General features: G+C 33.0%; 25 protein-coding genes. 2 read left to right on the forward strand and 23 right to left on the reverse strand.

Features of this window, described 5'->3' with window-relative positions:
• Positions 1-26 precede the first annotated feature (26 nt).
• Positions 27-1007 (forward strand): toast rack family protein, encoded by a 981-nt coding sequence (locus E4N80_RS06175; RefSeq protein WP_253700988.1) that lies wholly within the window; start codon positions 27-29, stop codon positions 1005-1007.
• Positions 1008-1080: 73 nt separating this feature from the next.
• The gene (locus tag E4N80_RS06180; RefSeq protein WP_253700989.1) at positions 1081-2367 is read left to right on the forward strand and encodes a DUF4097 family beta strand repeat-containing protein; all 1287 of its coding nucleotides are present in this window, start codon (positions 1081-1083) and stop codon (positions 2365-2367) included.
• 7 nt (positions 2368-2374) lie between these two features.
• Here E4N80_RS06180 and ruvA read toward each other — a convergent pair whose 3' ends face one another.
• The 23 genes from ruvA to ettA all read right to left on the reverse strand — a co-directional run bounded on the left by ruvA (position 2375) and on the right by ettA (position 25632).
• On the reverse strand, positions 2375-2980 hold the full coding sequence (gene ruvA, locus E4N80_RS06185; RefSeq protein ID WP_002679554.1) for a Holliday junction branch migration protein RuvA: 606 nt from the start codon (positions 2978-2980) through the stop codon (positions 2375-2377).
• Positions 2973-3509 carry a crossover junction endodeoxyribonuclease RuvC gene (ruvC, locus tag E4N80_RS06190; RefSeq protein ID WP_253700990.1) on the reverse strand — a complete coding sequence of 179 codons (537 nt, stop codon included), beginning with the start codon at positions 3507-3509 and terminating at the stop codon, positions 2973-2975. Before ruvC ends, ruvA begins: the two co-directional genes overlap by 8 nt.
• A 32-nt stretch (positions 3510-3541) precedes the next feature.
• The gene (locus E4N80_RS06195) at positions 3542-6559 is read right to left on the reverse strand and encodes an insulinase family protein (RefSeq protein ID WP_253700991.1); all 3018 of its coding nucleotides are present in this window, start codon (positions 6557-6559) and stop codon (positions 3542-3544) included.
• Between the two features lie 156 nt (positions 6560-6715).
• Positions 6716-8353, reverse strand: coding sequence for an ABC transporter transmembrane domain-containing protein (locus E4N80_RS06200; protein WP_253700992.1), 1638 nt, complete (start codon positions 8351-8353; stop codon positions 6716-6718).
• A gap of 19 nt (positions 8354-8372) precedes the next feature.
• Positions 8373-9365: a YcaO-like family protein gene (locus E4N80_RS06205; protein WP_253700993.1), complete on the reverse strand. Its 993-nt coding sequence runs from the start codon at positions 9363-9365 to the stop codon at positions 8373-8375.
• A 10-nt stretch (positions 9366-9375) separates the two neighbouring features.
• Entirely contained in the window at positions 9376-10362 is a 987-nt protein-coding gene (locus tag E4N80_RS06210) for a hypothetical protein (protein ID WP_253700994.1), read from the reverse strand.
• Complete coding sequence (locus E4N80_RS06215; RefSeq protein ID WP_253700995.1) at positions 10355-10945, reverse strand: hypothetical protein; 591 nt, start codon at positions 10943-10945, stop codon at positions 10355-10357. The genes E4N80_RS06210 and E4N80_RS06215 overlap by 8 nt, the downstream gene beginning before the upstream one ends.
• The gene (locus E4N80_RS06220) at positions 10938-11783 is read right to left on the reverse strand and encodes an McbB family protein (protein WP_002675246.1); all 846 of its coding nucleotides are present in this window, start codon (positions 11781-11783) and stop codon (positions 10938-10940) included. The genes E4N80_RS06215 and E4N80_RS06220 overlap by 8 nt, the downstream gene beginning before the upstream one ends.
• The gene (locus tag E4N80_RS06225; RefSeq protein WP_253700996.1) at positions 11773-12609 is read right to left on the reverse strand and encodes a CPBP family intramembrane glutamic endopeptidase; all 837 of its coding nucleotides are present in this window, start codon (positions 12607-12609) and stop codon (positions 11773-11775) included. The genes E4N80_RS06220 and E4N80_RS06225 overlap by 11 nt, the downstream gene beginning before the upstream one ends.
• Before the next feature lie 230 nt (positions 12610-12839).
• A complete protein-coding gene (locus E4N80_RS06230; protein WP_253700997.1) occupies positions 12840-13679 on the reverse strand; it encodes a CPBP family intramembrane glutamic endopeptidase in 840 nt (279 codons plus the stop codon).
• A 44-nt stretch (positions 13680-13723) separates the two neighbouring features.
• A complete protein-coding gene (locus E4N80_RS06235) occupies positions 13724-13975 on the reverse strand; it encodes a hypothetical protein (protein ID WP_253681870.1) in 252 nt (83 codons plus the stop codon).
• A 155-nt stretch (positions 13976-14130) separates the two neighbouring features.
• Positions 14131-14997, reverse strand: a complete 867-nt coding sequence (locus tag E4N80_RS06240) for a CPBP family intramembrane glutamic endopeptidase (RefSeq protein WP_253700998.1) — start codon at positions 14995-14997, stop codon at positions 14131-14133.
• Positions 14998-15041: 44 nt separating this feature from the next.
• Complete coding sequence (locus E4N80_RS06245; RefSeq protein WP_253700999.1) at positions 15042-15299, reverse strand: hypothetical protein; 258 nt, start codon at positions 15297-15299, stop codon at positions 15042-15044.
• A 155-nt stretch (positions 15300-15454) separates the two neighbouring features.
• Positions 15455-16003 (reverse strand): CPBP family intramembrane glutamic endopeptidase, encoded by a 549-nt coding sequence (locus E4N80_RS06250; RefSeq protein WP_253701000.1) that lies wholly within the window; start codon positions 16001-16003, stop codon positions 15455-15457.
• Positions 16004-16642: 639 nt separating this feature from the next.
• Positions 16643-17512, reverse strand: coding sequence for a CPBP family intramembrane glutamic endopeptidase (locus E4N80_RS06255; RefSeq protein ID WP_253701001.1), 870 nt, complete (start codon positions 17510-17512; stop codon positions 16643-16645).
• A gap of 46 nt (positions 17513-17558) precedes the next feature.
• Positions 17559-17810: a hypothetical protein gene (locus E4N80_RS06260; protein ID WP_253701002.1), complete on the reverse strand. Its 252-nt coding sequence runs from the start codon at positions 17808-17810 to the stop codon at positions 17559-17561.
• A gap of 182 nt (positions 17811-17992) precedes the next feature.
• The gene (locus E4N80_RS06265) at positions 17993-18841 is read right to left on the reverse strand and encodes a CPBP family intramembrane glutamic endopeptidase (protein WP_253701003.1); all 849 of its coding nucleotides are present in this window, start codon (positions 18839-18841) and stop codon (positions 17993-17995) included.
• 131 nt (positions 18842-18972) lie between these two features.
• Positions 18973-20100 (reverse strand): hypothetical protein, encoded by a 1128-nt coding sequence (locus E4N80_RS06270; RefSeq protein ID WP_253701004.1) that lies wholly within the window; start codon positions 20098-20100, stop codon positions 18973-18975.
• 5 nt (positions 20101-20105) lie between these two features.
• Positions 20106-20846 carry a WecB/TagA/CpsF family glycosyltransferase gene (locus E4N80_RS06275; RefSeq protein ID WP_253701005.1) on the reverse strand — a complete coding sequence of 247 codons (741 nt, stop codon included), beginning with the start codon at positions 20844-20846 and terminating at the stop codon, positions 20106-20108.
• Positions 20827-21600, reverse strand: a complete 774-nt coding sequence (locus E4N80_RS06280; protein WP_253701006.1) for a 16S rRNA (uracil(1498)-N(3))-methyltransferase — start codon at positions 21598-21600, stop codon at positions 20827-20829. The genes E4N80_RS06275 and E4N80_RS06280 overlap by 20 nt, the downstream gene beginning before the upstream one ends.
• On the reverse strand, positions 21600-23096 hold the full coding sequence (locus tag E4N80_RS06285) for a S41 family peptidase (protein WP_253701007.1): 1497 nt from the start codon (positions 23094-23096) through the stop codon (positions 21600-21602). The genes E4N80_RS06280 and E4N80_RS06285 overlap by 1 nt, the downstream gene beginning before the upstream one ends.
• 48 nt (positions 23097-23144) lie before the next feature.
• Entirely contained in the window at positions 23145-23870 is a 726-nt protein-coding gene (locus tag E4N80_RS06290) for an HAD family hydrolase (RefSeq protein ID WP_253701008.1), read from the reverse strand.
• Positions 23871-23883: 13 nt separating this feature from the next.
• Entirely contained in the window at positions 23884-25632 is a 1749-nt protein-coding gene (gene ettA / locus E4N80_RS06295) for an energy-dependent translational throttle protein EttA (protein ID WP_002669676.1), read from the reverse strand.
• Positions 25633-25999: the final 367 nt, after the last annotated feature.

Genomic DNA, 25999 nt, shown 5'->3' on the forward strand with positions numbered 1-25999 from the left:
CACAAAACATCGTTAAGGGGATTTATATGAAAAAAATAGGAAAGACAATTTTAATTATTTTTTTGGGACTTATGCTTGTCGGCATAGGTTATAGTTTAGGCGGAAGATTTTTTTATAGATCTAAGCGTAGAATTCATGGACGGAATTTTATTGACAGAGCATATAATAAAATTATGTCGGCGGCCGAGAGTATCGAAGATATGGAAAACGACCTAGAAGATATGGAAGACGATATAAAATCTTGGAGGGATGATATGGACGAGTATTTTGGAGATGAGTACAAAAAGGCTGAAACAATCAGTTTGGAAGGAATTAAGAATTTTTTTCTTAAGGCAGAAGTCGGAGAGGTAAAAATAGAAATAAGCGATCGTGCGGATGAAGCCTCATATAAAATTGAGCGCATTAACCCCAAGTATTTCGATGTAGAAAAAAAAGGAGACACAATCAGTTTTGAAGACAACACTCCTTCAAAGTTTTTTAAGAATCTTGGTTTTAATTTTAAAAATAATTCGCCTAAAATATATATCAGCCTCCCGCGGAATATTGTATTTAATAATTTTGAAATAAAGAGCGGAGTCGGAGAACTTAATATCAGCAAAATAAATGTAGAAAAATTCAACCTTGCAGCAGGAGTCGGAGAAGTAAATATTTATGATGCAAAGATTTCAAAGGATGCCGAAATCAGAGCCGGAGTCGGAGAAGTAAACTTTAAGGATTCGACAGTAACCAATATGGATATAAAATCCGGCGTCGGCTCATTTAGCTTTTCGGGTACGGCCATGGGTAAGACCTCAGTCAAGGGAGGAATAGGCGAAGTTGATCTTAAAATAGATGGAGCCGAAAAAGATTATGATTTTGATGTAAGTGCAGGTTTAGGAGAGGTTATAATAAACGGAAAAAAATCAAAAACCTTTTTAGCCGATAGACAAAAAAGCGGTTCAATCACCCAAAACTCAATAACCGTCAAAGGCGGAATAGGTTCTATAAGTATCAGATTTAAGAATTAGACCTGGTTAAAAAGATAGATAAGCAAGTAGTTTTGCTTCTGCAAAACTACTTAAAAAAATTATGGAGGAGAGTATGTCAAAGAAAATTCTTTCGATATTGTGTTTAATTTTTATGGGATTATGCTGCATACTGACAGGTATAATGCTCGGTGGAAATTTTGATTTTTCAAAACAGAAACCTTTTAATAAAACATTTCGAACTCAGGTAAACAAAGAATGGGAAGATCATGTTATACAAAAAGAATTCGATACAAAGGAAGTAAAAAACCTTGAACTTGAAAACATATTAACGGCAGCAGATCTTTATACTCAATCATCCCTTGAAAAAATCATAATAAAAGTAAAAGGTTTACCTGAAAATGCTATCGATATAAATTTAAAAGATAAAACTTTAAAAATAAATGAAAAAAATATATGGAACATAACATCTTCCGGTAATGGCGATAGAGATAAATTTATTATTTCAAATATTGAGATGCATATACCCGAAAAATTTATTTTTAATTCGATGCTTATTAAGAACAAAAAAGATATTAAATGCGAAGATATTGAAGCGGATAATTTAAAGATAAAAGGGGATTTTGGAAATACCGATATTGAAAAATGCCGGTTTAAGGAAGCGGATATAGAATCAAACACCAATATCAATTTTATTGCAACAGTAACGGAAAGTTTTTCAATTAAAAGCAAATACGGAAATATTAAAATCGTCCTTGAAGCTTCTCCAAAAATAAAACAATCTTTTGTAAGCTCCAAATACGGTAATATAGAAATTGAAGACATGCAAACAATAGATTTTAAAGGAGAAAGCGGTTACGGAAATTTCGATATAACAAAAAGCAATTTCGAAAATATAAAAATTAAAAGCGGAGGAAACTTTAAACTAAAAGGCAAGGTCAAAAATACTTTGGATATTTCATGTGAATATGGAAACATTGATATTGACCTTGAAGAAAGCAATAGTATTCAAAATTGTGTTTTGGAAACCGAATATGGAAACATTACCGGTAAAAATTTTAAGGCAAAAGCTTTTAAAGCGGATCTAAAATACGGCAATTTTTTAACTTTGAACTGTGAATATAATAATGCAAAAATAGACTGCGGCGGTAATATACAAATTGACGGCAGCCTTGGCGGACATAACTCATTTGTTTCACATAGAGGAAACATAAATATAAATCTTGAAAACGATGTAAACAATTATGACATATCCGCTTCTACCGGCACTCATGGAAACATTAGGGTTAATAACTTAACAACAATATCAAAATACTCGGCAAAGGCACAATCGGAAAATCCGCACAAAATTAATGCCCGCTCTGATCTTGGAAATATAAATATTACGGGCAGTGTAGAATAAAAACCGTTCAGCTCAAAGCGACGATTGAGCGTCTAAAAAGTTCTTCTTCGTTCTTAAGAGGATCGGAACCTGCGGCCTTCATTTCTTCGGCTATTTTTTCGACTTGGACGATTACGGATTTTCGTTCAAAACCCATTTCGGTTAAAGCCGTAACGATGTCTTCATATTCACAAGAAACGGAAGCCTGCCCCTTTGAGGAAACCTCGTTTAGGTTGGTAAGTTTTCCTTTTAAGGCAAGAATCATTTTTTGAGCAGTCTTTTTGCCTACTCCGGGAGCTTTTTGAAGGGTGTCAAGGTCGCCTTCCTCCAAGGCTTTTTCAAGGGAAGAGGAATTAAGCCCCGACATTATCTTTAAGGCTTGACGGGGCCCTACCCCCTCAACCTTTGTAAGATCCAAAAACAAGGAGCGCTCTGCCTGATTGGGAAAACCGAAAAGCCTCATCTGGTCTTCCCTGTGATAGAGCCATGTATAAACCTTTACCTCTTTCCCGACAGTGCCTAAGGCATCGAGAGCCAAGGCCGAAACAAAGATTTCCCACTCAATACCTGAATTTTCAACATAGACGGAATCGGTTGTTTTTCCGCTTAAAATTCCTGAAATGCTGTTAAACATAAGCCCGTACCTCCCCTACATCTCCTAAATTTATTTTTGTAATGGCAGCAGCCAAGGCATCGGCCGCATGGTCAGGCCTAGGAATTTCCTTTAGGCCTAAAATCAATTTTACGGCTTCCTGTACCTGCCTTTTTTCTGCTTGAGCGATACCCGTTACGGCTTTTTTAATGGAATTGGGAGCATACTCTCCTACCCTCACCCCCCCTTGAGCCAGAGCCAAAAGAACCACGCCGCGGGCTTCCGAAACGGACATTGCACTCGTCGCATTTTTTGCAAAATATAAGGTTTCTATTCCGGCCTCCTTAGGCCTGTATTTTTCAATAAGTTCCGAAACCCTATCGAAAATTTTTAAAAGCCTTTCCCCTTGGAGTAAATGAGGCTCGGTACTTATTGAGCCGTATTCTATACACTCAAAGCGGTTATTTGAAAAACTTATAATTCCATAGCCCGTATTTGCCAAACCCGGATCAATCCCTATAACATAGGGGCGGAGATTTTTTTTGCCGGAAGCTGCTTTTAAAACACCCATTTAAAATTCCTTAAAGCCCTGTTTAGACTTTCTCAAACCCTCTCCGAAAGAAGGGGCTCGGGATAAAGTTCTTTTATCGTTTCCTTTTGAGAAAGAGCCGAATCGGAAGCCAAGACTACGGAAGAAAGGGAATCCCGTTGAACCGATAATTTTTTTGCACAATTACGCAAATCCTCAGCCGTAGTTTCCAGCATCTTTTCAACAACTTCTTTTTTTTCGGAATATGAAATACCCGAAAGAAGATCCCTAAAGGCTGCCGCCCCTCGTCCTGCAGGAGTCATAGGGATAATCTCCTTGCTGTATCTTCCGGTAATAAGTTTTTCTATCATCTCTTCCGAAAAGTCTTGGCTAAATGTCTCGTCTATCGAGTTTAAAAATTCGGAAAGAGAATTTATCGGGTTCGGATCCCTGTAGGAAACAAAGGCTAAAATTTCTTCCAAGGACATAGGAACGGTAAAGGCACCGTAGGCTCCTCCTATGCTTCTTATCTTTTCCCACATCGGGCCGCTTGAAAGCCATTTACACAGGATTAACTGTGAGGCTTGCTCCTTTGAACCGAAAGCTGCCGCCTTAAAAACCGAAACTGCAAAACCTACTTGAAGAGAAGCCGGAATAAGCTCCAACCTCTTTTTTTCGGAAGGCCTAAATTTAAAGGGATTTTCAAAGACAAGCTTATCAGTTTTATCTGGAGCCTTAAAGCCTTTTAAGTTTTTTTCAAAGGCAGTTTTTAAAGCGGCCAGATTTTCTTTTGTACCCGTAACTTCAATAATCAAACCTGATTTTATAATCGATTTATATACGGCACTTAATTTATTTGATAATTTATTCAATTCGGAATCAGCGTTTTCTGAGTCGGCTTTTTTAGAATTATCTTCTTTAACTTTTAAATAAAGCTCCCTCAAAAATTTAAGCTGACTTAATCCCGAAAGCATCTCCCTCCGTGCATTTTTTTCGGACAGGGGTGCACTAGCCCTAAGAAGAGCGAGGCTGTTTCCATCAAGAGCGAGGAGGCTTTCAAAATCGTTTTTCCTCTGGGTTACCAAATCGTTTAAGCGTTTTTTATCGTCAAAAGAAATTTCGTTTAAAAACTGCAAGACAAAGCAGACAGCCTCAGGAATCAATTCGCCGAGTATCTTCCCCGAAACAAAAAGCCAATCCCTTCCGGCTATATCGGAGAGCCTTATCTTATCCGCATTTTTACATAAAGAAAGATTTTTGTTTGCCGTAAAAACACCGGCACTTGCCGAAAATCCTCCAAGTAAATTTGCAAGCCTGGAAGAAACCTCGCTCCATACAAGGTTTTCGGTTCCCATACCTGTAAGACAACTTGAAAGAAGGGGCAGATATTTATAATCTTCTTCGCTTAAACCGTCTACAGGAAAGGCTAATTGAAAATAACCTATCCCGTTTGTAGGCTGCTCATGCATAACAAGGGGAACCTTTCCGATAAAGGCGATTTCTTCATCTATCGGAGGCGGAAGAGGAGGCAGGTCTTTCTTTGAAAGATGGGGAATAAGAGCAAGCATTTCAGGGGAGTCGCTTTTTTGTTTAAACTCGTTCATCTTCTCCTGCTCTTTAAGCATTGCCCTGCGAGCATCCTCAGTTAAACCTGCATTAAAATTTTCAGCCCTTTTTTCCAGACTTTCGTCCAAGCGTTTGCAAAAATCCGCATCGGGGTAAACTCTTACAAGGGCATGATGTTTATTCTTTAGTAAATACTTTTCAATCAGTTTTTCGATGTATCTTTTATCGGAGGCAAGGTCTTTTTTTACCTTTTCAAAAACAGGAGTATATTGAAGAGTTTTTTCGGGACTTACCCCGTATGTCCAGCCTGCCATAGCACGCTCCATCAGGTTAATACCGAAGGGCCCGTAGTTTCTTCTTATTTCTCTGTTGCTAAAATCTATGGAATGAACGGCCGTTTCAATCTCTTTAGGATCGATTCCTTTTTTTACAAGCTCTTCAAGAGCATTAAGAATCAGCTTTTTAAAATCCTCATGCGTTTCCTTTTTAATTCCCTTCATTCCTATTGTGAGGGTGATGTTTCTAAGGCTTTTTCCTATGCCGTTATAAGGATAAAGGTCTTCCCCTATTCCCGATTCCAATAAGACCTTATTTAAGTATGCCCCGCTGTGCCCGATTAAAACCTCTCCTATAAGATAGGCCTGCATAAGTTTTTCGGTATCCGAAGTTTCGGGGAGAAGCCAGTTAAGCATTACGGAATCCTTAGTCATCTCCTCGGCGGGGGCCGGTACCGAAAAGAAGCGGGGCTCTGCGTATGGCTCAATCGGCGGCACAAAGGGAGGCTTTTCGGCAGCTTCAAACTTAGAAAGAAATTTTTCTTCTAAAAATTTCATCTGCTTTTCGGTCGGAATATTTCCCATTAAAAAAATTCGGCAGTTTACCGGATGATAATATTTTTTGTGAAAGGCCTTGTATTCTTCATAAGTTAAATCGGGAATCTCCAATGGAGAGCCGCCCGAATCCTTGGCATAGATGCTTCCCTGACAAATAGAAGCGGCTGTCCAATCATACATTACCCCGTCAAAGTCGGAATAATTAGCCCTCATTTCGTTTAAGACAACTCCCTGAACGCTCATCTTTCCGTTTTCATCCAGTTCAAAGCGGTGTCCTTCCTGCTTAAAAGCCCATTCGTCAAGGTTGGGAAAGAAGACAGCATCCCCATAAACCGACATAAGGTTAAAGTAATCGGCTTCAACCAAGGAGCTTGCAGGATAAACTGTCTTATCGGGATAGGTCATGGCATTTAAAAAGGTATTAACGCTCTGCTTTGCCAAAACCATAAAGGGGTCTTTAAGCGGATAGTTTTTAGAGCCGCATAAAACCGTGTGCTCGATAATATGAGCTACCCCCGTTGAATTGGGAGAGCTCGTCATAAAATTATATGAAAAAAGATTTTCATCGTCATCGTTTAAAATATGATAAAGTTCAAGTCCCGTCTTTTTATGCCTTGCATAAATACCTACAGCATTAAATTCGGGTAAAGGATTTTTGCTTATAATTTCAAAGCCGTGAATAAGAGTGCTCATAAGGTCTTCCTAAGTTTAAATTAAATTTAAGCCTTCTAAAAAAAGTTTTAATTTTAGAAGATGGCTATATTCTAAAGAAAAGGAAGAAAATTGTAAAGTATCCCCGAATTTCAGCCCTGTGCTGCAACCGGATAGCCGTTAATAGTTTTTGTTTTTTCATAATACACCTCTTTTTCCAATTTTAAACACCCCATCGGCTATTTTATCGTAGGAGGATCGATGTGTAATCATTAAAATAAGTTTTTTTGTCTTTAGCTCGGATAAAAGAGAGCTTAATGCAAGGCTTGTTTCCGAATCGAGGGCATTTTCCACCTCATCAAATAAAATAACTTCGCCGGTTTGCAAGAGGCAGCGGCTTAAGGCAAGACGCTGAATTTGCCCTTGCGAAAGAATGTGCTCTTTTCCACCTAATTGCGTATCAAGCCCCTTTTCCAAAGAATCTATAACCTTATCAAGTTTTGTTTCTGTCAAAATATCATTTATTGTAACCTCATCTACTTCTTTACCGAATAATAGATTTTCTTTTATCGACCCTGAAAAAATAAAAGGATTTTGACTTATATACGAAAGTCTTGCCGCAAGATTTAAAAAAATGATTTTACCTTCTAATACCGATTCACCTTTAAGACTAATATTCCCGGAAATAATATTAAAAAGGCTTGTTTTACCGGAACCGTTCTCTCCTTTGACAAGATAAAGACCGGGGAATGTACATTCAACATTTAATTTTTCAAAAAGAAAATTGTTTTTTTTATAAGCAAAACTTAGATTTTCTATTTTGATTTTTTTTATGTTTGAAATATCTTTTTCTTCTTTTATAAGTGAAAAACGGTTTTGCCTTTCATCAAAAATAGTTTTTAAACGTTCCACGGAAACAAAGGAGACTATAATTCCCTTATAAGTTTCGGCACAGGAAGAAACAAGGCTTCTAAACTTTTGAGAATACATGAGGGCGGCGGTAATAGTGCCGACGGTGTTTTTCCCTTCAAGGACGGTTAACCCGATAATGGCAAATAAAGAAATATTTATGGTAAAGTTAGTAAAAAAAGAAGCTGTAGATGACTGCATTCCGATAATCGTAGATTCTTTTACGTGTATAAAAATATACTTTAAAATATTTTTAAACTTATAAATAAAAAACTTTTGTGAAGAATGGTTTTTTATTTCCTGTAAACCCCTTATTGTTTCATTTATATATGCAGTATATTCATCCTGCCTTTTACGCTGAACTTCATTTACGGCAGCCTGTTTTGTTCCGAAATATTTTGCCAAAAAAACGGGAACAACCGAAACTATGAGCGTAAGACAAAAAATAAAAATATCTATTTTAAAAAGTCTAAAACCTATTATACCCATCATAATAAGCGAAGTTATTATAGAAGGAATTTGAGAAGTATAGATACCCGTCATCACTCCTAAATCGGATAAAAAAAGATTTAAAAGTTTACCCGAATCTTGCTCGGAACTTCCCTTAGGCGGTAAATGTAAGAGGTTTAAATAAAGGCGGCTTTCGGTGTAAACGGTCATTTTACGCTGGAGTAAAAACTGCAACCAAGAACTTAAAAGCGAAAAGCCAAGACCTGCAATTTGAAAAAGAATAATGATTTTTAAAAAGGCAAAAAAAGCCGTCCTATCCTTTAAGGTCAACGCATCGATTATTTTACCCGTAAACAGAGGTTCAAATGTAGATGCGTAATTACCTAAAAGAGAAAAACAAAGAAGAAAAAACAAAACCGGAAAAAACGGCTTTAAAACTGAGGCAGCCCAGCGGTTTAATTTTTTTTTATTTAACATATAAGCACTCCTTATGAATTTACGGAAAAGGAATATAGGTGCATCGTCTATCCAAAGTTTTACCTGTAACCGATTCTATAAAATCATAAGTTTTTTTATCAAAAGTCTTAGGTAAAAGCGACGGAAACCAATTTAAATCAAAAATTTTACACACCTTAATATTGTTTATTTTTGTTTCATTAAGAGGCAAAAAAGAAACAAGAGGATTCATTTTGTATTTTTGATTTAATATTTTTACCTCATTATTTATAGAAACATATTTTTTTTCAATACGGTTGCTATAAGCTTCGGCATTTTCATTTATAAACTCAAAAGCTTTTTTTATTCTTTCAGGTGCTATTGATAAATAGGTTTCGGAATAATCCTTGGGTTTACTATCATCTATTTTTATGCCGTTGAGGAGACTTAAATACATTTGATGTAATTCATTTAAGGCTGAAATAATCGCTGCGTTTAGATTTTTACCTGAACCTAAAGAAACCGCTATTTTACCTTTTAATTCTCCTATAAAAAAGACAACATAACATGATTCCGATAAACTTATTTCATAACATTCAAAATTGTTAAAATAAATATTATAGCTATTATATTTGTACAAAATATTTTTATCTATCTTATAACTTTTACCTTTTGAAAGATACAAAAAAATAAAACTTTGCCTTTCCAAAAACTCAAAAAAAGCATTTTCAAGACAACTATTTGAATTTACATGAGCTGCACATCCGCAAGAATCAAAAAAAATATTCTTTTGTTTTAGCTCATCAAGTGAAAAAATATGAATAGTATTATCAAGCAAGGAAAAAGAATAAATATTCTTATTTGAAATATTATTATATTCTATTAGCCCGTTTCTTTCATAGGCTTCGCCTATTGCACAAAGCGCAGCTTCATATTTAGCATTTCTTACGGCACCGCCTCCGGCAGCTGCATAATCAAGGTTTTTATAACAAGTTATATTTTTTAAATCATTTTTAAATGCTGTTGCACCTATATTAAATGAAAAGCCGTACATATTGAACTCCCTATATTACAGCACATTCTACGGCATTTTTTAACTCTTTTTCAATACCGTAAAGAACGGAAATAACTCTTGTTTTATTTTTCCTTATATTTGAAATTGTAGGAATACAATTAAACATAGTTTTTGATATAGCTTTTATGGTAATTTCTCTTCTACAACCTGCAATATTTAATAAACCTATTTCAATATCATCAAAAGGAGGATTTATGATTATTTTTTGTACAGACTTTAAATTCTCAATACTTATTTGTTTTACATTACAAAGAGTAAAAAAATAATCGTCAAATTTTTTATTATTTTTAAGATACATAGACTTAGGCGAAAGCTCGTCCATCCATTTTTGCATTAAAGCTTCTTCAATGGCAGAAACAAGGGTGTGCATAACATCTTTATCGCCTGAAATACCCGAACCGATTATCTGTAAATTATCATTTAAAATAAAAACAATTATAGTATGAATATTGCTTATATTTTGAGCATAAAATATTTTTATATTTTTTTCATTGATTCCGTATTGCAGTAAAACGGCTTTTACGGCAGGAGTAATTTTTACAAGGCTGCATAATTTTTTATACCACATAAGCATGAGTTCATTTTTTTCTAAGAGTTCGCAAATTGCTTTTTCTATTAAGATATTGGAATTCAAACCCGATGCTGTTCCTGTGGTATCCTTATGACCGTATTTTAAATCATAACCGTAAGTAAGTGCATTCCGTTTTACAAGAGTTTTCTTTAATCCGTTAATTAAAACAATTTCAGTTTTTTTATTACTCCTATAATTATTTACCATTTTAAAGCGTTCTAAAAATTCATTATGCAGTTTTCCGAAAATTTCGATTTTATTTTTACCCGATGAGGTGTTAGAATATGGGAAAATTTTCTTTTTATTTTTTGTTTTTTCAACTTTAAAAACGCCTAAACCAATTATAGGATCATCATTAAAAACCGTTTTATTCATAAAAAAAGATTTTTGATAATAATCAAACATAGGGCATACCCTTTATATTGATTGTGGTAATATAAAGCTGTTTTAATGAATCAATATTAAGATCAAAAGAAGTTTTATTAAAATTCTCTATATTCTCCGTGAATACAAAATCATATTTGCTGCAAAATGATTTTATCTTTCCGGCTGCTTCACCTATTGAAAGGATAGATTTTATAAAAGATGAAGCTCCGTATTTATATAAGGAGTTATACAAAGAAGCAAAAAACGAAACGGATATTTGGTATTCGGCATTAAGATTTTTTATTTCGGAATATTTTATAAACTTTTTAACACTACTGTCATAAGCATAATTTCCCGCTTCTACAAAATCGGTATTATAAAAAGAAACAACGGGGAAATATGAACAATCTTTATTTTGCATATTATTTATAAGGGAGTCTAATTCAATAATTAGTTTAGGTAATTTTTCAATGGAATACTCTTTTAAATTAATTTTAGAATAATTTTCGGAATTATTTTTTAATAAATTTACATCAATCGTCCTATCGGCTGATAAGGGTTTTAAAGGATTACTTAATTGATAAAATTTTAATATGGAATTTAATATAAAATTATTATTCATGGCAAGGACAAACCTCCCAAGGAATTGCAATATCATAATCGGTTTTGCCTGTTTTCATATTCAGTTGTTTTATAAGTTTTACGGTATAATCATTTAAATCCGTTATATCGTCTATAATCTCATTTATCAGCCGGATAATTTTAAAATTATCGAGAATACTTTCGGTATTAAAATATACAGTTTTTGTGTATATGAGGTCGATAATTGTTTGAAATGAAACATTGCCCGTAAGTTTTGATTGGGAGCGTAAAGAGCCTTCCAAATGACTGAAATAACACAAGGGACAAGGGTTATGCCAATCGGCTTTATGATAATTTGTAAAATAAAAGCTATAATTATAATAAAAAGCTAATTTGTGGATAACATTATTTTCTTTTAAGCAGTTTGCAAGTTCTGTATATAGTTTATAATTAAAGGGATTTAAAACAATATAATATACGGCATCCTTATCAAGGTTTAAAAATAATTCGGCACTTACCAGATTTATATCGAAGGTGATAACATCATAGGGAATATTTAATCCCGATAAATTGAATTTTAATGAAGAAGCAATTTCTTTTGAATTGGTAAAAAAATAAAGCCGATTTATCGGATGAGACGTAAATTCATCTTTAATCGCCAATAAATTTTTTAATAAAAAATCCAAACAGAACTCACCTTCTTCGCCGTATCGTTCTTTAAGGTCTTCAAGGGTAAAGGTAAGATTATAATCATCGTCATTACTTGTAAAAAAATCAATTAAATTTGTATCGGTTATAATGCAGGTAGTTTTTTCATTTTGAATGACGGTAATCTCATCATTCTTGTACATGAGGTAAGGTATCAGTTTATACTTCACTTAAAATTTGTCTCCTTTTTAAGTATTTTTTTATTTCTTGTATAGCTATTATTATACCAATAATAAAAATTATAAAATAAATAATTATTAAAAAATAAAAATATACATAGTTAAATAAAAATATAAAAAAATTATTAATTGAATGAACAAGAATAGGAACATAAATATTATTGGTTTTTTCATAACAATAAGTCAATAAAATTCCTGCTAGAAATAAAAAAAACATATTTATTCCAAAACCGTATTTTGGTATGTGTAAAAGAGCAAAAAGTATTGAAGAAATAAGTACACCAATAAAGGCATTACTTATTTCTTTTAATTTATTATACATAAGCCCTCTATATAGTATTTCTTCAAAAATAGGACCAAAAATTACTGAACCTATAAGCATAAAAGGTTCAAAACGAGGTTTTAGAGATTTTTCTAAAATCAAAATATCATATATAGTAATATTCTTTTTACCCGTTAAAACATCATTAAAATATTTAAAAAAATTAAAAAGAAAAGCATTATCAAAGATAAAGTATATTATGTAATAGATCATTCTGGTTGATAATATATAAATCAAAATTTTTACAATAAAAGAAAAATTTATTTTTTTATAAGTAAATATTATCTTTAGATCTTTTAAATAAAATAAATAGAAAATAATTATAAATAGTAAAAATAATAAAATGCCAAAAATTCCATTATATTTAACAAATAAAATATAATAGTAATTATAAAAATTTTTAAAAAGGAATTTACCGACATAAGAAAGCATAAAAAAAACAAGAATATACAATATAAAAAGAAACCACAGTTCTTTTATTATTTTTTTATTCATAATCCATACCCTATAATAAGAACATCGAAGAAAAAATATTATCGTTATAAAATAATTTCCTTAAGTTTATATTTCCCTTCGATGTCTAACTTAAGACTATCATATAAAATTTCACCAGTCAAGCATAAATTTACGAAATTTATAAAAATTTCAATTTTATTTAACAAATTTCAATTTGTTCACGTTTAAATATGCCGGTTGCATTATTTTTCACTCTCCGGTAGAGAAGCCTATTGTACAAGATTAAAAGTTTTTTGCACTTTTAGGTATTTTTTTATTTCTTGTATAGCTATTATTATACCGATAATAAAAATTATAAAATAAATAACTATTAAAAAATAAAAATATACATACTTAAATAAAAATATAAAAAAATTATTAATTGAATGAACAAGAATAGGAACATAAATATTATCTGTTTTTTCATAACAATAAGCCAATAAAATTCCTACTAAAAATAAAAAGAATGTATTTATTCCAAAACCGTACTTTGGTATGTGTAAAAGAGCAAAAAGTATTGAAGAAATAAGTATAGCAATAGAGGCATTACTTATTTCTTTTAATTTATTATACATAAGCCCTCTATATAGTATTTCTTCAAAAATAGGACTGATAATTACTGAACCTATAAGCATAAAAGGTTCAAAACAAGGCCTTAGCGATTTTTCTAAAATCAGAATATCATATATAGTAATATTTTTTTTGCCACTTAAAATATCATTAAAGTATTTAAAAAAATTAAAAAGAAAAGCATTATCAAAGATAAAGTATATTATATAATATATCATTCCAATTGATAATATATAAATCAAACTTTTTACAATAAAAAAGAAATTTAATTTTTTATAAGTAAATATTATCTTCATTTCTTTTAGATACAATAAATATAAAACAATTATAAATAGTAAAGATATTAGAAGGTCAACAATTTTATTATATTTACCGAATAAAGCATAATAGCAATTATAAAAATTATTTAATAAAAACTTATGAATATACGAATTTATATAAAAAACAAGAATATACAATATAAAAAGAATGCACAGATCTTTTATTACTTTTTTATTCATAATCCATACCCTATAATAAGAACATCGAAGGAAAAATAATATCGCTACAAAATAATTTCCTTTTCTGTAATTATATTTCCTGAACCTCCGCCTGCACAGCAACCAGGGCCATGATCACCACCACGCCATCTAGGGTCTCTTCTTTCCATAACACCTCCCATAGGCTTAATACCATCATCCCAAGCTTTTTCATCGTTCAATGAATCACTTATTCCATCAAGAATAAGACCGTCATTTAAAATAATACCGTCATCTTTTGTTATACCTTTCATTTTAAGTAATGGTGTGTTTTTCATATAAATCCTCCATAAGTTTATATTTTCCTTCGATGTCTAACTTAAGCCTATCATATAAAATTTCACCCGTCAAGCGTAAATTTACGAAATTTATAAAAATTTCAATTTTATTTAACAAATTTTAATGTTTTTTGAATTTAAATTTGCCGATTACATTATTTTTCACTCTCCGATAGAGAAGCCGATTGTACAAGATTAAAAGTTTTCCGCGCTTTTAAATGTTTTTTTATTTCTTGTATAGCTATCATTATACCGGCAATAAAAATTATAAAATAAATAACTATTAAAAAATAAAAATATACATACTTAAATAAAAATATAAAAAAATTATTAATTGAATGAACAAGAATAGGAACATAAATATTATCGGTTTTTTCATAACAATAAGTCAATAAAATTCCGTCAAGCACAAGAGAAAACATTTTTATATTAAATCCGTAACCGGGGATATGTAAAAAAGCAAAAAGTATTGAAGAAATAAATACAGCAATAAATACATTGCTTATTTCTTTTAATTTATTATATAGAAGTCCTCTATATAGTATTTCTTCAAAAATAGGACTGATAATTACTGTAGCTATAAGCATAAAAGGTTCAAATCGAGGTCTTTGCAATTTTTCTAAAATCAAAATGTCATATATAGTAATATTCTTTTTATCCGTTAAAACATCATTAAAATATTTAAAAAAATTAAAAAGAAAAGCATTATCAAAGATAAAGTATATTATATAATATATCATCATAATTGATGACAAATAAATCAACCCTTTTACAACAAAAGAAAAATTTAATTTTTTATAAGTAAATATTATCTTTAAATCTTTTGAATAAAATAAATAGAAAATGATTATAAACAGTAAAAATAATAAAATACCAAAAATTCCATTATATTTAACAAATAAAATATAATAGTAATTATAAAAATTTTTAAAAAGGAATTTACCGACATAAGAAAGCATAAAAAAAACAAGAATATACAATATAAAAAGAATACATAGATCTTTTATTATTTTTTTATTCATAATCCATACCCTATAATAAGAACATCGAAGGAAAAATATTATCGTTATAAAATAATTTCCTTTTCTGTAATTATGCTTCCTGAACCTCCTCCGCCGCAACCGCAACCTCCAGGACCAGGGCCAAAATCATGATTGCGCCTAGGATCTCCTTCCATAACACCTCCCATAGGCATCATACCATCATCCCAAGCTTTTTCATCGTTCAATGAATCACTTATTCCATCAAGAAAAAGACCATCATTTAAAATAATACCGTCATCTTTTGTTATACCTTTCATTTTAAGTAATGGTGTGTTTTTCATATAAATCCTCCATAAGTTTATATTTTCCTTCGATGTCTAACTTAAGCCTATCATATAAAATTTCACCCGTCAAGCGTAAATTTACGAAATTTATAAAAATTTCAATTTTATTTAACAAATTTTAATGTTTTTTGAATTTAAATTTGCCGATTACATTATTTTTCACTCTCCGATAGAGAAGCCGATTGTACAAGATTAAAAGTTTTTCGCACTTTTAGGTGTTTTTTTATTTCTTGTATAGCTATCATTATACCGGCAATAAAAATTATAAAATAAATAATTAAAGCAATATATTCATGGAAATATTTATTAATAGGTTTTAATACCAATTCAATAAAAGCATTATAGCACATATGCACAATAATGGGCATCCAAATAGTTTTTGACATTTCATAGCTATAAACAAGCAAGATGCCTATTATAAATATAGTAAAAATATCAATATTTAGCCCATAGAACGGCACATGAAAAAACGCAAATAAAAGAGATGAAATAAGAGCAGCAAAAATTATCGAACTTATGTATTTTAGTCTATTATAAATCACTCCCCTAAAAATAATTTCTTCTGCTATCGGTCCAATCAATATCATTCTAGTTAAAACAATCCGGTCTAGTTTAAAAGGTAAAAGATTTCTACTATCAAAAATTTTATTATATGAAAAGTTAATTCCTCCGATTAGAAGTTTAATAAAATCTTTTAACATTTTTAGAATATATACATAATTTAAAAGTAAAATTACGGCAGAACTTATAGATAACATTATAAAAATTATTTTTATAAACTCTATCATATTAAATGCTTTAAATTTAAATAGAGTAATAATTTTATAGGGATAAAAAAACAAAGAAAAAAAGCTAAGAATAATATAGATAAAAGATTGCAACAATACGGCCTTGTGCCGCAAAACCAATATAGAATAAATCTTGTTATAATAACGGCATAAAAACGCCGAAATATTTTTAAAACCGATAGTCATAGATATCATTACCAGAGTATACAATACACCTAATATAAATATTTCTTTTATTATTTGCTTATATGCTTTATTCATAAATTATCCTTATATAAATTAAAGCAATACGGACAAGGTTTTAAAATTATCCGTATTGCTTATACCGCCAAGCACATCACCGGCATTGTCAAAATCTTTATTAGGCATTGAAGCCTTTCCATAGCTATTACCCATTAGTTTAATCCTACATAAAATTTTAGAATTTATGTTCCTTAGGTATCTAAAGTAATTATAATATACAAAATTTCACCCGTCAAGCGTAAATTTATAAAAATTTCAATTTTATTTAACAAATTTTAATTTTTTTCACGTTTAAATTTGCCGATTACATTATTTTTCACTTTCCGATAGAGAAGCCGATTGTACAAGATTAAAACTTTTCCGCGCTTTTACATATTTGATAACATCAATTGTAATGATTATGAGAGCAGTAACAAAAAAAGTTAAATAAATTAATATACGTAAATCTAGTTTAGTTATAGGTATGAATGTAACATAAGCATTATATGCAGAATGAATAATTATTGATGTCCAGACCGTATTTGTTTTTTCATAGCAATAGGTAGTTAAAAGACCAAGAAAAAGTAAACTTAATATATTTATTTTTAGTTCATAATAAGGCATATGCCCGCAAAAAAACAATAATCCGGTTATCATGGCAGCAATTCTGAAAGATGTAACAGTTTTTAGTTTATCATAAATAACATGCTTATAGAATATTTCTTCGACTATAGGTCCAACAATAATAATATACATAAGCATAAAAGAATTTAAATCAATTTGCGATTTAAATAGCGTTTGATATATTACAAGTCTTTTACCCTGTAATGCTTCAAACCAAAATTTAATACTGTTAAAAATTAAACTTATATCTTTTGAAGAATTAATATTCAATATAAAAGGCATTGACAGTTGAATAAAAACTAATCTTATAACAAAACCAAAATTAAATTTAGAAAATTTTATAATATCTTTTAGTTTTAACTTATAAAGATATAAAATAAAAAGCAACATAAAACACAAAGATACACTCATAATAAGGTATGCATAAGATTTATATGTTTCACTACGGTTTGATGGATCCGCAAAAACATAATAAGCAATATAAGAAGCATATTTGCCCATAAAATATATAAAAAACATAACTACAGTGTACAAACATGCAATCTCAAAAATAGCTTTTATCTTCTTTTTGTCCATAAATAATCTCCTTTTTAAGAATATACTACCTGAGGAATTCTTTATCTTATAAAACTATCTCCGATTCTTCAATAATGGAACCGGAACCGCCTCCGCTGCAACATCCAGGAGCAGGTCGATCATCAATAGGATAACCAATAGGCCAACCACCAGGATGGTTTATATCATCCTCCAAATTAAATACTGAAGCATCACCTGCATTCCAACTATTTTCATCTCTTAAACTATCACTAATACCTTTTATCGGATTATCAAGTGAAAAAGTACCACTATCTTCATTAGAATCTTTGTTTCTCATATTTACCCTCCATAATATTTATCCCTCAGGTAGTATATACTATGAGTAACATACAAAATACGATTTGTCAAGTGTAAATTTATGAATTCTCAATTTTTTTAATAAATTTTAATGTTTTTCGCATTTAAATTTGGCGATTACATTATTTTTCACTTTCCGATAGAGAAGCCGATTGTACAAGATTAAAACTTTTCCGCGCTTTTAGATGTTTTTATCATTATTATACATCCTATAATAACAATTAAAATTGAAATAGAAATATCCGCATATTTATGAAAGTATTTACCTATCGGCGTAAAAAACAAGTTTACAAAACAATTATAAATAAAATGTAGGAATATAGGGCACCAAAGAGTCTGTGTTTTTTCATAGCTGTATGCATAAAAAATTCCATGTATCATTATATTTACAACGGTTATATTTAGGCCATATTTAGGCACATGAAAAAATGCAAATAAAAGGGAAGAAATTATAATAGAAGCAAAAACTGATGTAACTATTTTTAATCTATTATATACAACTCCTCTAAATACAATTTCCTCAACTATTGGAGCAAGCATTAAACTTATCACTAAGCTAAATACATTTATCTTAAAAGGTAAAAGATTTTTACTTTCAAAAATAGCGGTATATGAAAATTTTATGTTTCCATTTAAAAGGCTAATAAAATCTTTTACCATGCTGATTATATTTGATATCTCTGTAAAGATATAAAGAGCCGAAGATATGGCAATAATGCAAAAAATCATACCTATTAGCAGTTTAATATTTATTTTGTGATATTTAAATAAGATAGTTATTTTATAAGGAGAAAATGGTAAAAATATAAGAATATTTATAATAAATATAAAAATATAGATTAAGGAACCTTGATATTTATATAATAATATATAATATAATTTATTATGATAACGGCGAAGAAAAGGTATAATAAGACGATTAAGTCCTATATGAATAAATAAAAACATAATTACAAGAAGAGTACAAATGATAAGAAGTTCTTTTATTACCCGCTTATATGCTTTATTCATAAATTATCCTTAGGTATCTAAAGTAATTATAATATATAAAATTTCACCCATCAAACGTAAATTTATGAAGATTTCAATTTTTTTAATAAATTTTAATGTTTTTCGCATTTAAATTTGGCGATTACCAGGTTTCAGTTACCTATCTTCGATTTTAAATTTTCAAGTTCTTTTTCTTTTGTCTGAGTTTCGGCATCAAGGGTTTTATTGCTATCTTCAAGTTCTAAGCGTTTTGTTTGGATTTCTTTTAATTCGGTTTCGATATACTCTTCCAATGACATAGTATCTCCGCCAAGGCCGGAATCGAACCTGATTTCTTTTTTTAGAGGGCTTAAAATAAGTTTTATAAAATTTTCGGCCAGTTTTAAAACGGCATCATTCATAAAATTTGTTTCAATGCCCTGACTTAAACGGGTTTGATATTCTTGTTCACATAGATCTGCATATTGATTTGCCTTTTTTACCTCGGATTGGCCGTTTAAAATATTATATGTTTTAATATTATTTTTTATATCGACCCGCCTTATTTCGGCAACTTCTTTTATGTGCTTGTTTTTACTTGCTCCTAAAAATTTAGGCTGAATATCCTTTATCCAAAGAATATTCGGAAAATCCTTTGATACGGTAATTTTAATCTTTTTTAAATCGACGCCGAATTTTGCATCGATATCGTGGGTTAAAATAACAAGTCCTTCATCATAGTATTGATCGGCCTTTAAACCCATTCCTGTTGAAATACCGCTTAACTGTTTTCGATACAAGGTAGTCTGTTTTAAATTCGCTTCCAGTAATCCGAGCTCCAATATTTCCTTAAAGCTCTGCATATTCAATTGAGTATTTTGTAAAACCCTTAAACTGTCTTCTAAACCGCTTATTTCGATTGATTGCTTTTGCATGTTTATTTTATTGTCAAGAATTTCTTTTTCCTTTTCTTTTAATTCTTGATTTGCTGCAAGAAGTTTTATTTGAGCTTTGCGCGCCTCAATTTCGGCAAGTTGACTGTCAGTTACCTCGTTAACTACCTTTTTATTTACAAAAGAATTAAATGCCGTCATCAGCGGAATCATTAGAATACAGGATAAGGCAGTTGACAATACTATTGCAAGCACAGCATTTATTTTTCTTAATTTTGTACTTGCAAAAAAGAGCACAAGAACAATGCCGATGATACATGCCGCCATGACAAAAAAAGACATAGTCATGCTGACCTTATCCTGCACCCTATAAAAAAACATCGATACACTCATTAAAAAGTTTTCCATAAAGGTTACCCTTTTCTAAACAGTCTATAAAATAAGAGCAAAATATTATACCAAATATAACCGAAAAAAGTAAATATTCTAAAAGGATTTTTAAGCACGGGAATTATAAAATCCCACCCGGAATTAAAAAGTTTTTCGGAGGGGCGTTTTTTAAATTTGGAAAAAATATCGATTAGGTTTGCATAGCGGATAAAGATTCCGGAATTAAAATGCTCCTTGTTGCGGTAAATCCATTTTCTTCCGCCGGGGACACCCTTTCCTATAATGACTACGGAAGGGGCTGCCTTTGAAATAGCTGAAATAATGTGGGGTTCCATCGATTTATGATAGTAACCAGCAAAGCGGCCAACCAAGCGCAGCCCGGGAAATGTGCTTCTAACGTTTTTTTCGGCGATAAGAAGACTTTCCTGCCGGCCTCCGAAAAGATAGAGAGTTTTATAATGAGAATCTATTACATTTAGAAAATCTATAACTACCGAAAACTGCTGCCTTCTTACAGGGACATCTTTTTTTAAAAAGCGGGCTCCGCGTATCAAACTTTTTGAAACCGGCAAACAAAGAGCCGCTTTCTCAACCATGTTCCTAAACTCTCCGTTGTGACGAGCTCTAAGAACATCCCACAAAGTCATAAAGATAATCTGCTGCGGTCCTTCTTTATTTAAAAGAGACATCACGGTTTCTTCCATATCTTCTTCATGCAAAACATCAAGCGGAACATTTAAAAAATTAATTCTTTTTACAGCCACCTTTTTCCTCCATTATAACCTGAGCAGCCGCAATCGAATAAATTGCAGCCGTTTCGGCACGAAGCACATTTGTATTAAAATGCACTTCTTCAAATTTATGTTCTTTTAAAAATTCAATTTCTTTAGAACCGATACCGCCCTCACAGCCTATAGCAAGCACTACCGCCTCGGTCTCGGCCGATAAGCAGTCAAAAAAGCTATACAAGCCTATTTTTTTTTCGCTCAGCATTATAAAAGCGGTTTTTCTGTTTGCCGTATACTCCAAAACCGAATCCAAAGCCGCCTTCAATTCTTGGGCAGGAAGAATCTTGGTATTTATAAGGGAACCTGACTGTTGCCTTGCCTCCCTGATAATACGCTCGCGCCTTTCTGTTTGATTTATATTTTCTTTTTTTATAACAGAAAATTCTCCCAAAACAGGAACAATGAGCGAACAGCCGGCTTCTGCAGCCTGCCTCACTGCAATATCCATGTGATTCCCCTTTATAAGCCATTGCATTAAAATAATTTCTGCACGGGGTTTATAAGGTTCGGCATCTAAGTCAACTTCTTCCTTTAAAGGCTTAAGCTCTATATATTTTTTTTCGGTATTAATTTTAAAAACTTCAGCCGAGGCAGGCTTAACTCCATTTAAAGAAACTTTTAAGACCTGCCCTTCTTTAACTCTCCGCACGGAAACAAGATAGTTATAATCTTTTTTATCGAGCCGGATTATATCCTTATCCGGCCCTGCGGAAACAATCAGCTGCTTCATTATTTTTTATCTTCGGTTTTTGCCTTTTCTTCAGTTTGAGCTTTTTCTTCTTCCTGCATCTCAAAAAGAGTTTTTGTAGTTTTACAAAGAGCATTTACGTCCTTTGTTTTTAAAAGTTCTATTGCAGCTTGCAGCTGTTCATCATCTTCATTTATTACAGGACTTTCGTGAGAGCGGTAGTATTCAACCTTTACAAGACTTAAAATCAGCTCATGTCTTACATTGTATTCTTTACCGAGCTTTTTGGAAAAATCTATCATCTCATTTTTTGAAAGAGAAGGCTTGCTCCGTGTAAAGTTTGCAATCTTAGAAGTCTTTAAAAGTTCAAGGACGCTTTTTTCTTCATCGGGCGTAAAACTAGGCCTTGTAACTTCCAAGTCGGGAAGGATTCCCTGCTTATTTATATTTGCCCCGCTCGGAGAATAGTATCTTGCTATAGTAAGCTTCACAAGCTCCTTTTCACTAAGCTGAACTACACTTTGCACCAAGCCCTTGCCGTAAGAGCGGGTTCCTACAAGATAGGCTCTCTTATGGTCCTTTAAAGCACCTGCCACAATTTCGGAAGCGCTTGCAGAGCCTTCATTTATGAGAACAACTACGGGCATATCTTTAGGTAATCTTTTTGCAAATCGGCGGACATTATAAGTTTCGTTTGTGTTGCGGGCTCTTCCTTTTGTCGAAACCACAACTCCCGATTCTAAAAAGATACTCGCTACATCAATAGAGCTTGTAATCAAACCTCCCGGATTATTCTTTAAATCAAAAATCAACTTTGTACAGCCTTCTTTTTGTAATTTTTCTATAGCCTCGGTTATTCGCTTTGCCGAATTAGGGTTAAATTCTATCAAACGTATATAGGCAATATCCTTTCCGATTTTTGTATACTTTATGGTAGGAACTTCGATTATGGCACGAGTCAGAGTAAGATCAAACTTTAGATTTTTTCCTCTAAGAATTTTTATCGTTACCTGAGTACCTTCTTTTCCCCGAAGCATATTTAAAACTTCATCTTGGGTAATCTCTTCGGTTTTTACTCCGTCAATTTCGATAATATAGTCCCCCGGTTGAAGTCCGGCCTTCCAACCCGGAGTTCCTTCTATAGGGCTTGCAACCTCGACATAGGCAGGCCTCTCAGGAGTAGATACGTTCGGTTTTGTAATATGAACACCTATACCCCCGAAAACACCGGTTGTAGTATCCTCCAAATCATGGCCGGCCGTTGTATCCTTAAAAATATAAGAGGTATAAGGGTCTTCAAGAGAATTAAGCATTCCTTCCATAGCTCCCTTATATAAAACGGCGGGGTCTATCTCATCTACATAATTTTCTTGAAGAAGTTTGTACACGGACTCAAGATATCTTAAATTTACATCGGCATTACCTGCATCTGATTCGGAATTCGATGTTGCAGGAGCCCTTTGAGGCATAAAAAAAATAGCCGCTAACAGAAGAGTTAAAAAGATAATAGTATTTATCCAAGTTATTCTTTTATTCATCTTTCTATTTTGAACTATATTGTAAATTTGTCAATAGGGTAAAGAATTTTAACCTTCGATCAGTTCTATCAGCTCGTCCCAATCATTTATTTTGGTAAATTCAAAATCGGGGGAAATACGGCTTTCGTTGTCATAGGGACAGGCAAAACTGCTTGTATATAAGACAGGTTTTATTCCGAGAGCGGCGGAGCCTATAACATCGGCCCGCGGGTTGTCTCCGCAATACCAAACCTCATCGGCGGAAAGGCAGGCTTTTTTTAAGGCAGCTTCAAAAAGAAGGCAATCGGGCTTTCTAAACCCGTACTCACTCGAAGCTATTATAAATTCGAATTTGTTTTGCGGAAGATATTTATTTATTCTTGCAGTCAATGCTTTTTCCGAAAAAGCAATATTGCTTATGACGGCAGTTCTGATATTTTTGCCTTCCAAAAAGAGCAGAAGTTTTTCGATATTAGGCATCGCCCTGCACGGTGCCAGAGCTTCCCAAAAAAGAAGTTCCAGCTCCGTGTAGGATAGGTTAAATTCTACATTAAGGATTTGAAAAAGACAATTATAAAAATTATGAGTGTGTATTTCTACATCGTTTTGTAAAGCCCGCGATTTTACCTTCTCAAAAATAGCCATTCCCTTTTTATAAAAGGTAATAAAATCTATTTTTTCGGGATTTTTATAAATTTGAGCATAAAGGGCCTTATAGGCTCTTTCCAAATCAAGCTCTTTTTCATAAATAAGAGTATTCCCATAATCGAAGATAATCATCGCAGGGCTTTTCATAGGGTTAAGCCGGCTACCTTTCAAGTTTTCTGTAGACGCCTCTGTGTGGAGTATCGGCATCCTTACCGTACTTTTCGCGTCTCCATTCGGCATATTCCGTCCAGTTGCCGTCAAACCAGACAACTTCGCCGTCAGCTTCAAAGGCCAAGATGTGGGAGCAAACCCTGTCCAAGAACCAGCGGTCATGGCTTATGACGAGGACTGAACCTGCAAAACTTTCAAGGGCTTCTTCCAAAGCTCGAAGAGTGGTAACATCCAAATCGTTTGTAGGCTCGTCGAGCATTAAAACATTTCCGCCTTCTTTTAGCATCATAGCCAAATTAAGCCTGTTCCTCTCTCCGCCTGAAAGCACGCCTACCTTGCGGGACTGGTCTTGCCCCGAAAAGTTAAACCAAGAACAATAAGCCCTTGAGTTTACCTCGCGTACACCGGAAGAACCGTCTGAGGCTCCCAGCTTTATAATATCAAGCCCGTCTGAAAGCTGCTCCCAAACGGTCTTGTTAGGATCAAGTTTTTCTCTTGTTTGATCTACATAACAAAGTTTTACCGAGTCCCCTATTTTGATTTCACCCTCATCGGGTTTTACGATCTGCCTTTTTTGATCGGCTCCTTCAGGAGTTTCAAAACCAGCAGCCCCGACTATCATCTTAAAGAGGGTTGTCTTACCGGCACCGTTCGGACCTATAATACCTACTATGGCTCCCGCAGGAACCGAAAAATTAAGTTTATCGAAGAGAATTCTGTCGCCGTAATGCTTTGCGGCGTTTTTAACATCTATAACCAAGTTCCCCAGTCTCGGTCCCGGCGGAATGGTAATCTGAGAATCCTTTATTTTTTCTTTTGAGCCTTGGGCTAAAAGTTTTTCGTACTCGTTGATACGGGCCTTGCTCTTGGCATGTCTTCCCTTGGGGCTCATACCAATCCATTCAAGCTCCCGTTTTAAAGCCTTTTGGCGTTCCGTTTCTCCCTTTTCTTCAAGGGCAAGTCTTTTTTGTTTTTGATCGAGCCAACTTGAATAATTGCCCTTCCACGGAATGCCCTCTCCGCGGTCAAGCTCCAATATCCAGCCTGCAACATTATCTAAAAAATAGCGGTCGTGGGTTACGCAGATAATTGTTCCTGCATATTGATGAAGATGCCTCTCAAGCCATGCTACCGTTTCTGCATCCAAGTGGTTGGTAGGTTCGTCCAATAAAAGAATATCGGGCTTTTGAAGAAGGAGCCTGCAAAGAGCAACCCGTCTTTTTTCTCCCCCTGAAAGCACATCGATTACCTGATCGGCGGGCGGACATCGCAAGGCTTCCATAGCAAGGTCGAGGCGGCTGTCCAAATTCCAAGCATCTGTTGCATCCAGCTTTTCTTGCACCTTAGCCTGTTTTTCCATCAGTTTATCCATATCGGCATCGGGATCGCCGAATGCCTCGTTTATCTTGTCGAATTCTGCAAGAAGGTCTACCAATTCCTGAACCCCCTCCGAAACAACCTCGCGAACGGTCTTGCCGCTTTGAAGCTGGGGTTCCTGTTCAAGATAACCTATAGTATAGCCGGGCGCCGAAGAAACTTCGCCCGTATAATCCCCGTCAATCCCTGCCATAATACGCAAGAGACTTGACTTACCGGATCCGTTAGAACCTATAACGCCTATTTTTGCACCGTAAAAATAAGAAAGGCTTATATCCTTTAAAACCTGTTTTGTCCCATGGGTTCTTGAAACCCTATCCATTGTGTAAATAATCTTTTTATCGTCTACTGTCTTTGCCATGCGGTAAGTCTATCAAAGAAGCGTTAAAAAAGCAAGGGGACGCACCAAAAGAAAAAAAACAGCTTGCTATTATCAGCTTAGAGTGTATTAAATTTTTACTACTCCGATGGAGGATTACACACCTTGCAAGGTGTCAGGCCTTTATCTCTTGCCGTCTTTATAGTTACCTCTTGAATTTTTTTTGACTTTTTTAAAGTACGGCAATCTTTATAGTGGTACTTTTTTCCGCTTGAAGTTATATAGACCTTTGTATCCGCGGCCTTACCTGCTGCGAAAATTACCGTTAGAGCTGTAAATAAAAATGTAAATATTATTGCTTTCCGTTTATTCATAATAGTTTACCTCATTGCTATGGCGTTATCAATAT

It is taken from the genome of Treponema denticola, from assembly GCF_024181605.1.
In the GTDB taxonomy this organism is placed as follows: domain Bacteria; phylum Spirochaetota; class Spirochaetia; order Treponematales; family Treponemataceae; genus Treponema_B; species Treponema_B denticola_B.

Excerpts from the sequence above, each read along its gene's own strand:
- E4N80_RS06175 (WP_253700988.1), top strand. The coding sequence starts at position 27 with ATGAAAAAAATAGGAAAGACAATTTTAATTATTTTTTTGGGACTTATG.
- E4N80_RS06180 (WP_253700989.1), top strand. The coding sequence starts at position 1,081 with ATGTCAAAGAAAATTCTTTCGATATTGTGTTTAATTTTTATGGGATTA.
- ruvA (WP_002679554.1), bottom strand. The coding sequence starts at position 2,980 with ATGTTTAACAGCATTTCAGGAATTTTAAGCGGAAAAACAACCGATTCC.
- ruvC (WP_253700990.1), bottom strand. The coding sequence starts at position 3,509 with ATGGGTGTTTTAAAAGCAGCTTCCGGCAAAAAAAATCTCCGCCCCTAT.
- E4N80_RS06195 (WP_253700991.1), bottom strand. The coding sequence starts at position 6,559 with ATGAGCACTCTTATTCACGGCTTTGAAATTATAAGCAAAAATCCTTTA.
- E4N80_RS06200 (WP_253700992.1), bottom strand. The coding sequence starts at position 8,353 with ATGTTAAATAAAAAAAAATTAAACCGCTGGGCTGCCTCAGTTTTAAAG.
- E4N80_RS06205 (WP_253700993.1), bottom strand. The coding sequence starts at position 9,365 with ATGTACGGCTTTTCATTTAATATAGGTGCAACAGCATTTAAAAATGAT.
- E4N80_RS06210 (WP_253700994.1), bottom strand. The coding sequence starts at position 10,362 with ATGTTTGATTATTATCAAAAATCTTTTTTTATGAATAAAACGGTTTTT.
- E4N80_RS06215 (WP_253700995.1), bottom strand. The coding sequence starts at position 10,945 with ATGAATAATAATTTTATATTAAATTCCATATTAAAATTTTATCAATTA.
- E4N80_RS06225 (WP_253700996.1), bottom strand. The coding sequence starts at position 12,609 with ATGAATAAAAAAATAATAAAAGAACTGTGGTTTCTTTTTATATTGTAT.
- E4N80_RS06230 (WP_253700997.1), bottom strand. The coding sequence starts at position 13,679 with ATGAATAAAAAAGTAATAAAAGATCTGTGCATTCTTTTTATATTGTAT.
- E4N80_RS06235 (WP_253681870.1), bottom strand. The coding sequence starts at position 13,975 with ATGAAAAACACACCATTACTTAAAATGAAAGGTATAACAAAAGATGAC.
- E4N80_RS06240 (WP_253700998.1), bottom strand. The coding sequence starts at position 14,997 with ATGAATAAAAAAATAATAAAAGATCTATGTATTCTTTTTATATTGTAT.
- E4N80_RS06245 (WP_253700999.1), bottom strand. The coding sequence starts at position 15,299 with ATGAAAAACACACCATTACTTAAAATGAAAGGTATAACAAAAGATGAC.
- E4N80_RS06250 (WP_253701000.1), bottom strand. The coding sequence starts at position 16,003 with ATGTTAAAAGATTTTATTAAACTTCTAATCGGAGGAATTAACTTTTCA.
- E4N80_RS06255 (WP_253701001.1), bottom strand. The coding sequence starts at position 17,512 with ATGGACAAAAAGAAGATAAAAGCTATTTTTGAGATTGCATGTTTGTAC.
- E4N80_RS06260 (WP_253701002.1), bottom strand. The coding sequence starts at position 17,810 with ATGAGAAACAAAGATTCTAATGAAGATAGTGGTACTTTTTCACTTGAT.
- E4N80_RS06265 (WP_253701003.1), bottom strand. The coding sequence starts at position 18,841 with ATGAATAAAGCATATAAGCGGGTAATAAAAGAACTTCTTATCATTTGT.
- E4N80_RS06270 (WP_253701004.1), bottom strand. The coding sequence starts at position 20,100 with ATGGAAAACTTTTTAATGAGTGTATCGATGTTTTTTTATAGGGTGCAG.
- E4N80_RS06280 (WP_253701006.1), bottom strand. The coding sequence starts at position 21,600 with ATGAAGCAGCTGATTGTTTCCGCAGGGCCGGATAAGGATATAATCCGG.
- E4N80_RS06285 (WP_253701007.1), bottom strand. The coding sequence starts at position 23,096 with ATGAATAAAAGAATAACTTGGATAAATACTATTATCTTTTTAACTCTT.
- E4N80_RS06290 (WP_253701008.1), bottom strand. The coding sequence starts at position 23,870 with ATGAAAAGCCCTGCGATGATTATCTTCGATTATGGGAATACTCTTATT.
- ettA (WP_002669676.1), bottom strand. The coding sequence starts at position 25,632 with ATGGCAAAGACAGTAGACGATAAAAAGATTATTTACACAATGGATAGG.